The following is a 6,571-nucleotide window of genomic DNA, read 5'->3' on the forward strand; positions in this document are numbered from 1 at the left end:
TTTTTATTATGGGAAAGAAAGATTACGCTTAGCCCATCGTTCACATTAAGGGCGCTATACTGTTTATATCGCTATGCTTCACCCGAGCATACAGAGAAAAAACGATATTATCCATTGAAGCAAGAAGTTAATTTCACTTATAATGAAAAAATAGTAATGAAAAAACAAGGAATATTACTAATTATGTCGAAGTTAGTTCTGGAAGAGTTATACTGCATACAAATACATATAAAGGAGTGATTAATTATGCTATGTCCAAGTTGTGGACAAGAAACAGAGAAAGGAAAGTTTTGTACCAACTGTGGTGCTCTCTTAGCAGATGAGCCAGCAGCATCTGCGGAGCCAGAGGAAAATAAAGAACAGGAAATCCATCATGAGCAGGCTCATTCAGGTGCATCACAAAAGAAGGAAAATGATTTCACAGCCACTGTAAAAAAAGAATCGGCAAATTTTGGAGCCTTTTTTATCCGATTAATAAAGGCTCCTAGCAAAGCCAAAAACATAACGAGTCATGAATTAGTGCCTGGCGTTATTACAATGGTTTTATTTTCCGTCTTGATTGCTTTAGGTACCTATCTGGTGATGATGCAAATTGGTAGTATGTTTATGACCGTTAATTTTTTAGATGGATTTATTCTTCCACTCTTACAATTTCTTGTTTTATTTGTGATTGTTTCCGGATTAACATTTGCGGCTTCGAAGCTAACAGCGCAATCATTAACCATCTATGATGTATTAGCCAAAACAGGTGCATACACTGTTCCATATATGTTTATTTATGTTCTTGGTATATTACTTAGCTTAATTAATTTACCATTTGCAGGTACGTTCTTTTTCGTTAGTTTACTTGGACCCATTTTATTTATCCCTACACTAATCCTGTTAGAAAAGCCTGCAAAAGGCTATGACAGAATATATGTGTTAATCGGATTATATTTAGTTTCGTTTATCCTATCCGGTCTTTTACTACAAAACGCATTTTTTGGCGGTTTCATGGATAGTATATTTAGTGGTTTCTAATTATAAAAATAACACCCCTTTTTTCAAGTCATATGAAATAGGGGTGTTTTTACTTATCCGAAGAAGAGATCAAAGATGTTACTACCGGTAGAGCTCTTCTTATTATAGAATTCAGAATACCCACAGTTCTTGCAATAGACGACTATAAACTGATTATGCTGCATATCAAACATCTTTGATAAGCCCGTTCCAGTCATTGCAACTTCCTTTTGATCCGCATCCGTACTTCCACATTTAATACATCCATTATTTTCATTCAATTTCGATCACTCCTTATATCGTAATACGAAATGAGGAGCAAAAGGTTTCACATCTTCATGTATGCCAAATATACCTAATCCAAATCTTCTTCGTACTTATTATGATTTGCTGCTGGATGTGTATACTTACCATGAATATCAGCTGCTAGAAATTCTTCTACACTTTCTACAGCACCTGGCGCTCCATCACTATTCGGATACATTTCATCATAGTTTTCTCTATCTCCATATAAGTCAGAAGGCGTTTCAGATGTACCGTATACACTTACCTCCTGCCAAGCATCTTCTGCGTCATATTCAACCTGTAATTCCTCAGACGTATCATCGGGATTAATATTGGGACTATACACCTCTTCCTCTATTGTACGATGCTGTTTAAACACATTATTATTGGCGTGCTCTATACAACGATCTGCAGTTGGGATAGCAGCCAATCGCTCGTAAGGTATATCTGCTCCACATTCGCTGCAAATTCCATATGTTCCCTCTTCAATCGCATGTAAGGCTGCATTTATTTCTTCTAATTCTCGCTCTGCATGTTCATTTAAAGCTAGATCCTTTGATCTTTCGAATAACTCTGATGCCGTATCACCTGGATGATTATCATAATTAGACAGCTCCCCAACTGATTCCTGGGCTGTCTCTAACGTCATCCCGAGATGGTCTTGTACATGATTAATTAGTTCTGTTTGTCTATTTAATAAGGCCGACTTGCATGCCGCTAATTCTTGGTTCGAAATCATGAAGATCGTCCTCCATTTTTATAAATATGTAATTATACTATGCACAAGATTGGACAACGACATTCTTTATTTTTGCTCCCAAATCATGTCAATAAGTAAATAGGTGTTTTTCACTTTCTTCACAATATTTTTTGGGTATATATAACACTTTATCGGACATAGTGTAATAATATATTTTGCTTATTTACGTTTTTTATTTATTATCGTTACATATTATAAAGTGTCACATCATATGCCAAAATAAGAACAAATGTTCTTAAGGGTGATTAAATGAATACTGAATTAAAACAGCTAATACAGGATTTTATTGTAATACCAATGGCTATAAAAGTTTATGAACAAGATAAAAAGCTTATTGCTGCTGATTTTACTATGGCTAATTTGTACATTAGTATGATTGATGCAGTGATAGATCGATTAAGACAAGTGCAAATTGAAACAAAGAAAAAACTTTATACGAAGTATCATGTCGATGTGAAAAGAGTTGGTAATACAAGTTATAAGTGGCTAAGCCGTGGCGAATCTGGATTAATTGAATTCACGCCGCAGGAACTAAGGGAAATGACAAGGGACATCATGGAAAAGTATATGTACGGTACAAAGTTTAAATTGAAAGATGGATTTGTGGATCAATTGAGAAGATTAGAGAAGGAAAACCCTCGCTAAAATGCGAGGGTTTATTTTTTACATAGCTCTTCCGTACTGGTTCAGCGAAAAAGATATTATCTAACTAAATGTTCTCAAAATGCTACTTTTCTGGTTTCTACGAGTTTATTTCCATCTGTTATATCATAAATATTTACTACTAATTTGCTACCGAAAACACCATTTGCTTGAGATACCCCTTCAAAATGCATCTGATTAGACTGTGCATTAATCGTAATGTCTTGGACTTTACTTTTTCCAGAATCAGATAAGCTATTCCAGCAGTATCCCGTATCTTCATTAAACTGATATTTTTTCGTATGTGGTGTTCCTTTATAATCTATCCACATACCCTTAGTGTGAATATTTGTTCGAAGGTTACTACCCACTGCTTTATAGTAAACAGGACCTTTGTAACTCTGTTGTTCAAGATAAGTAGTTGCTTTATACTTTTTATGAGCTGGTACTTTTACATTTTGTGCTGGTGCAGTCAACGTTATGGTTTCTGTATTTGTAGTAGTTTTTGTATCAGAAGAGTTAAACACACCTGTTACTTCCGTACCTTCTTTTAAAATCAATGGCAACTTAAAAATTTTTCCTTTTCCATTGATAGAAAATCCTCTTGTCATCGAAGTACTAGTAGTTTCTGTTACTGTTTTAGTATAGGTGGCTGTATTAAACGATTGCTCTGTGTCTGTTGTATTGTTGAATTCATTATGTCCTAAATACAACGGGGTGACATCTTCAAATTTGAAGTCGCTTCTTACGCTGTTAGGATCAACTTCAAGATTGAAATTTGTAGTGACGCTGGTTGGTTTGTCATAAAGAGTATACATACTATCACGAATAGTACCTGCCAAACGTTCATCATAGTAAATATAACCTATGTCATCTAATTTTTTATTTAAATCTACAACTATGATTCCTTGTCTCGCATTATTAGCATTTTCAGCAAATGCTTTTTCTGATAATCCTGAAGTTACATCCACGCCTTCTAAAGTTTTTTTTTCATAATACTACTACCTCCTATTTATTATTTCGAATAAATTACCTTATTAACCCTCATTTAGAAATTTATTACATTAATTCCTAAATATACATTAAATTCCATGAAATTTAAATATTATTTAAATTATCAAATATTTAAGTAATAACTAATGATTTCTTTCATAGGTTATCGATATAATAGAGCATTATTAATTAAGCATTCAACCTTTTCCATATCACTCTAGATGAAGAATACTTTCTAACTATTTGGGGAATTTACTTTCTACTGTTGAAACGGCTGAAAGCTGAAATATTAGGAATAAGCAAAAACTTTTCTAAAAAAACGTAAATACTAGCCAAAAAGAGAGAACTTAGCTGAAAATACTTTGAAAGCCATATTTTTATATGCAGGTGATGATTTACCACCTAGCACTTCTATAACAACTCGTTTGCCTTCTTTGTTAAGAGTGAGTTCTTGCGCTCCGTCTGCACGCATAGTTTCTTCAAGGTTTGTAATGCGCTCATAAGGCTGTTCGATCTTTTCATTGTGTTCAATAGATAGTTTGATAAAAGCCTTGAGTTGCTCTTTATCTGATAGAACTGTTGACTACCATGTCACAACCTTTTTTAGTAATTAAGAAACATGGACGAATTCATTTGATTCTCTCCTAATTAATTTTTTATTGCATGTTTAGCAATGTCATTACTAAAAAATATCCAACAGGTAAATTGAAAAATTCTGTAATGGTGTGTATTTCTTCTAAAAATGATTGATGACCTGATTCTTATCGGTAAAGATATAGTGTTTTCAATCCGATTAACTCTGCCATATCACGTTGAGGCAATTTGTTTTCTTTACAAAGTAGTTTGATTTTCTCAAGGTTTATTTTTTTATTTTGACACCTTCTTATATTGCTTTTTTCGTAAGTTATTCACTAAAATATACATTGCATTAATCGCAATACCGATAAACATTATGCATATTTGGCAATTTATTTTCCTATTTCTGCAATAATGTTATATTAGATAAGAGATAATCATTCAAAGCTTTCCGTAACAACCCATCATTAGAAAGATGGTACAGACAGCTTCCAAAAAATAAAGAAGAAGATTTAAGACGATTAAAAAAAATATGGGAAACATTCAAGGAGTTTGATGAATAGGGTAATCACTATGCAAATGTATATAATTTAGCATACATTTGTATGGATTACATATAAAACTAAATTCTCAAAGGGGGGAGTATGCATGCGTACTACTGAATTTGTACTAGGACTAATTGGAGGTATTTTTGGATTTATTGCATCTATTATGGCTTTATTCATCGGTGGAGTTGATGCCGCATTTAGTGAATCTGGTACAAGCGAAGTCATTGGTCTAGGTTGGGCAGGATTTCTATTTTCTGCACTAGCTATTGTTGGTTCAGTTGTGGTTAGATCGAAGGCTAAAGTTGGGGGCATATTGTTATTGATTTCCGCTATAGGCGGTTTGATAAGTATCTCTATGTTCTATTTAGTTTCAGCAATAATGATAGGTATCGCCGGATTAATGGGAGTATTTAAAAAAGACAAAGAAAATAAAATGGCTGCATAAGCAAACAAAAGGGGGCAATTATATTGAAAAAGATTTTATTGTTATCGTTTCCATTAGTATTAATTTTTATGTTAGTAGCTTGTGGTGAGGCAGAAATCAAAGAAGCTGGCGCAGATGACGGAGAAAAAACTAGTGATGATTCCGCAGACAAAAAAGAAAAACCAAAGACACAAGAACTAGCAATTGGCGATGCCGTTGAATTTGATGGCATGAAAATAACTTTGAACGAGGCAAGAATTGAACCAGGTGGAGATTTTGACGAACCAGAAAATGACCAATTTGTAGTAGTTAATCTAACAGCTGAAAATAATACTGACGAAGAACAAACCATGTCCTCTATGATGAACGTTGAACTAAAAGACGTGGATGGTTATTCATATACAACAACGATATTAACAGAAGGCGTTAAAGCGCAATTTGATGGAACTATAGAACCGGGCGGAACACTAAGAGGTGAAATTCCTTTTGATGTTCCTGAATCAGATAGTTATGAATTACATTTTTCTGATCCTTTTAAATCTGGTAAAGCAATTTGGAAAATACCAGCTGAAAAATTAAGCAAATAACTTCCTTTTAGAGGCAGAGATCAACGAATGAAGAAACAGCAAAAACGAACGATAATTAATTTAAACTAATTATCGTTCGTTTTTTGATCAGAATCATTCATTTAGCACCTAAAATAAGCGAGACTCCGGCGGGAACAGCACGAAACCGAAGATCCACGTGGTAACGTGTTTTTCTTTACCACGTTAGCTGAGGCCGTTCCCCATAGCCGTCAAGCTAAGAAAAAAGTAGTATGGTGCAATGAAAATATAAACATATTTTTCCAGTTTAGTCCGTATTCTCTTATGGGTACTTGTTTTCTTTTTTACACTTTTACTTACGCGGCACGGAAATGTACTTTATACGCAATGTTTAAGACATCAAAAGGACTTTTATGCTGACAACGATGATCTTTCCTTCCATGCCGGTATATGTTCTGGTAAATATTATCGATGAGAGCTTTCAAAGAAGAAAGGTGATAGAGTGAATACCCCTTCGTCTCTACTATTGCGTTTCTCGCATGGTTGATACATTTGTACTCACTCCCTTCTAGTTGATACCTTTCGTAAAGGCAGTAACGGCACTGAAAAGCAATCATCGAAGAAAGAAGAATATGAATGAAAGTCCCATACAAATGACAGTAAAAGCGGTCGGTATTCATTGCCTGCACATCATCAATTTCAAATAACGATTTCCATGTTTTAAAGAGAATCTCCACTTGCCAACGCAAGGAATAGATAGGATACAAGGTTTGCTCATCCATTTCTTCTTGTGTTATAT

8 protein-coding genes and 1 pseudogene are annotated in these 6,571 nt (G+C 34.2%); 4 read left to right on the forward strand and 5 right to left on the reverse strand.

Features of this window, described 5'->3' with window-relative positions; translation table 11 throughout:
* Nucleotides 1-246 precede the first annotated feature (246 nt).
* Entirely contained in the window at nucleotides 247-1,020 is a 774-nt protein-coding gene (locus ABDZ84_RS04795) for a hypothetical protein (RefSeq protein WP_343780371.1), read from the forward strand.
* A 53-nt stretch (nucleotides 1,021-1,073) separates the two neighbouring features.
* Here ABDZ84_RS04795 and ABDZ84_RS04800 read toward each other — a convergent pair whose 3' ends face one another.
* On the reverse strand, nucleotides 1,074-1,280 hold the full coding sequence (locus tag ABDZ84_RS04800) for a zinc ribbon domain-containing protein (protein WP_026682707.1): 207 nt from the start codon (nucleotides 1,278-1,280) through the stop codon (nucleotides 1,074-1,076).
* 74 nt (nucleotides 1,281-1,354) lie between these two features.
* The gene (locus tag ABDZ84_RS04805) at nucleotides 1,355-2,023 is read right to left on the reverse strand and encodes a TraR/DksA C4-type zinc finger protein (protein ID WP_026682708.1); all 669 of its coding nucleotides are present in this window, start codon (nucleotides 2,021-2,023) and stop codon (nucleotides 1,355-1,357) included.
* 270 nt (nucleotides 2,024-2,293) lie between these two features.
* On the opposite strand from ABDZ84_RS04805, the gene ABDZ84_RS04810 reads away from it, so the two are divergent.
* On the forward strand, nucleotides 2,294-2,689 hold the full coding sequence (locus ABDZ84_RS04810; RefSeq protein ID WP_026682709.1) for a YhjD family protein: 396 nt from the start codon (nucleotides 2,294-2,296) through the stop codon (nucleotides 2,687-2,689).
* Between the two features lie 74 nt (nucleotides 2,690-2,763).
* Here the strand turns inward: ABDZ84_RS04810 and ABDZ84_RS04815 are convergent, their stop codons facing one another.
* Both ABDZ84_RS04815 and ABDZ84_RS21450 read right to left on the reverse strand, forming a co-directional pair.
* A complete protein-coding gene (locus tag ABDZ84_RS04815) occupies nucleotides 2,764-3,657 on the reverse strand; it encodes an ETX/MTX2 family pore-forming toxin (protein ID WP_343780374.1) in 894 nt (297 codons plus the stop codon).
* Nucleotides 3,658-4,007: 350 nt separating this feature from the next.
* A pseudogene (locus ABDZ84_RS21450) lies at nucleotides 4,008-4,226 on the reverse strand (ORF6C domain-containing protein); the annotation flags it as partial.
* Between the two features lie 677 nt (nucleotides 4,227-4,903).
* Between ABDZ84_RS21450 and ABDZ84_RS04820 the strand changes: the two are divergent.
* Nucleotides 4,904-5,248 carry a DUF4064 domain-containing protein gene (locus ABDZ84_RS04820; RefSeq protein ID WP_026682710.1) on the forward strand — a complete coding sequence of 115 codons (345 nt, stop codon included), beginning with the start codon at nucleotides 4,904-4,906 and terminating at the stop codon, nucleotides 5,246-5,248.
* 23 nt (nucleotides 5,249-5,271) lie between these two features.
* The gene (locus ABDZ84_RS04825; protein WP_026682711.1) at nucleotides 5,272-5,814 is read left to right on the forward strand and encodes a DUF4352 domain-containing protein; all 543 of its coding nucleotides are present in this window, start codon (nucleotides 5,272-5,274) and stop codon (nucleotides 5,812-5,814) included.
* 314 nt (nucleotides 5,815-6,128) lie between these two features.
* Here the strand turns inward: ABDZ84_RS04825 and ABDZ84_RS04830 are convergent.
* Nucleotides 6,129-6,571, reverse strand: a 443-nt coding sequence (locus tag ABDZ84_RS04830; protein WP_343780377.1) for a transposase, incomplete at its 5' end; no start/stop codon positions are given.

The organism is Virgibacillus salarius, from assembly GCF_039521925.1.
Lineage (GTDB): Bacteria > Bacillota > Bacilli > Bacillales > Amphibacillaceae > Virgibacillus > Virgibacillus salarius.